Genomic DNA, 2,341 nt, shown 5'->3' on the forward strand with positions numbered 1-2,341 from the left:
GATTTAGTGAGGCTATGCTCTGAATAAGCTCACTTTTACGCATTTGGCCTCCGCTGCTAACCACAAGCAAACGTATCGTTTCAGGCAGCGATCGTCATGCCATAACTGGTGCCGCGCATCCTGACCGGTGTTGCAAAAGGGACCCCTTTTGCAACGTGGCCTGTGTAGCTTCGCTTCTCGAAATCGGATCCTTTGGGGAAGGCCCCGGCTATCTCGATCGCCGTTCATTTTTGGGAAAGCAGCTCTTCCGCAGTCGCTCAGACCAAGCCATTCCCGATCGGAGATCCGCGCGCTAAACATAGAAATTGTAGCGGACGATTCGAGCTACGCTGACCGGAGATCAAGGCATGCTTGTCGCGCTGCTCACCTTACTCAGCGTCCCCGCGCCGCCAGCCCCGCCCGGCTATTCTCACGCAGAGATTGTCTCCTTGACGGTTGACCAGGTCTCATGTGCCGACGGTGCAGTCCTGTCTGGCGGCCTCGTCCATCCGCTGACCACTGTCTGGACGCGGTACGGCCCCGCCCCCGATGCGGCACCGCCGCCGACGTACCGGTTCGACTTCGCAATCGACGCGCAAGGACGCGTGCGAACGATCCGGCGCGACCCTACTCCGCCACCGAACTTCTACTACTTCGACACAAGCGATCTTGCGCCCTCCCTTGCCGCATCGCATTTCCCTGCGGGAGCTCCGCATGACAAGTGCTCCATACGCTACAAAGCGTCTTTCGGTCCGGTCGAGACGGCGGCGATGTCGGAACTGTACGAACTGGCAAGCCGGCCCGAGATCGCAGGGAACGCGCCACGCCTGTACGAGCGGGTCCGACCTGCGGGATCGACCTGCCCCGGCCAACCTGGCCAATACCGCCGGCTGAATCTGCCGGCGTTTGAAAGGATGCGGCCAGTCGTCGGCGATCCCGCGTGGACGTTCTTTGCCTTCGACGTCGATGCTAGCGGCAAGCCGGCCGCCGTGCGCGTTCTTGGAACGTCCGGCAATGCGGAGCTGGACGCAGCGGGGCGTCACGCATTGCTCGCGAACCGCTATGCGCCGGGGTCTGGCTACCGTGGTTGCACGTACCACTTCCATCTGTCGGACGTGACCGAACATCCTGCGCCCGAGCTGCCCGCGGACGCACCTGGCGACACAGCCGACCAGCTCGGTTGCATGATAGATCCCAAGTCGATCTCTGGCCTGCTGGACGGAAGCGCTTATCCGAAGCCGTTCGCAAGGCGCCGGATCGAAGGGATGGCCATAGTCGGCTACGACACCGCACCATGGGGCGCGGTCGGGAACGTGAAGATTCTCCTGTCTGAACCGGATGAGGCTTTCGGCGCTATAGCTCGCGACGCCTTGTCGAACGCTCACGTGGCAGAAAACGCGGCTGGCCGCCGGGGCTGCGTTCAGCGCGTCAAATTTAGGTTGCCGCCAGCGTCCACCGCAAAGTGGGGTAAGTTTTCATCGTCAGAACGCCATAAACGCGGTTGGCGGAGGCGTTCGGCCGGCTCGTAGATCACGATAACCGTCTTCGTTGCGTGTAGGCTGGACGAAAGCAGACGATCCGCAGTCCACTAAACCCGGCCATTCCCGAAATAGCATCGAGTTTTGGAAAACACGCACCGCTCCTGCCCGCCGGTGCCGATCGCGGGTTCGTCATTGCGGGCAGTATGGCCTTCGTTAATGTGATGCTCCGTAAATCCCTCGCTTGCTGCGATGGCCCGTAAAATCGGATCACGTAAGGTTCGTATTCAAGGTGATGCCTGTGCTCGTACTATTTGCCGCTCTCGCCCTTGCACCCACTCAAGCCCCGGTTGAGGCTAAAGGTTGTACAACAACACCATTTGGCGTCACTTGCCGTAAGGAAGCGACGCAAAAGATAACGAAGCATTGCAATACGACTCCGTTCGGTGTGGTGTGCTCTTTGCCACCTTCGGATAAGCTGACGGGTCCCGCCAGCCTGACTAGCGCAGGTAAAAGGGCAAAGAATTAAATGCCCGCAAGTTCGTGGGGGTTACGACGTACAGGCTTTCTTCTGCGCAAAGCCGCCTGCGCGTTCGCGCTCGGCATTCCACTTGCAGCGCCAGTGCCGGTTTTGGCCCAAGTCTCTCCGATGGTACAGGTGCAGCAGCATTTACGTGCCGTTGATACGATGACAGCGCAATTTACGCAGGTCGATCGCAATGGCCGCTCACTGGCTGGCGTACTTACGCTCAAGCGGCCGGGAAAAGTCCGCTTCCAGTATCAAAGCGGCGTACCTTTGCTCGTCGTTGGAGACGGCAACTCGCTCATAATGATCGACTACAAGGTTCGTCAGGTATCGCGCGCACCTATCAGCAGTTCGCCGC

Annotated in this window: 2 protein-coding genes; both read left to right on the forward strand. The window is 59.8% G+C overall.

Features of this window, described 5'->3' with window-relative positions:
* Window positions 1-347 precede the first annotated feature (347 nt).
* Window positions 348-1,508 (forward strand): energy transducer TonB, encoded by a 1,161-nt coding sequence (locus sphst_RS14595; RefSeq protein WP_107045749.1) that lies wholly within the window; start codon window positions 348-350, stop codon window positions 1,506-1,508.
* Between the two features lie 478 nt (window positions 1,509-1,986).
* Window positions 1,987-2,341: LolA family protein (locus sphst_RS14600; protein ID WP_199848997.1), on the forward strand; the 355-nt coding region annotated here is incomplete at its 3' end.

The organism is Sphingomonas sp. STIS6.2 (assembly GCF_000732685.2).
GTDB lineage: Bacteria > Pseudomonadota > Alphaproteobacteria > Sphingomonadales > Sphingomonadaceae > Sphingomonas > Sphingomonas aerolata.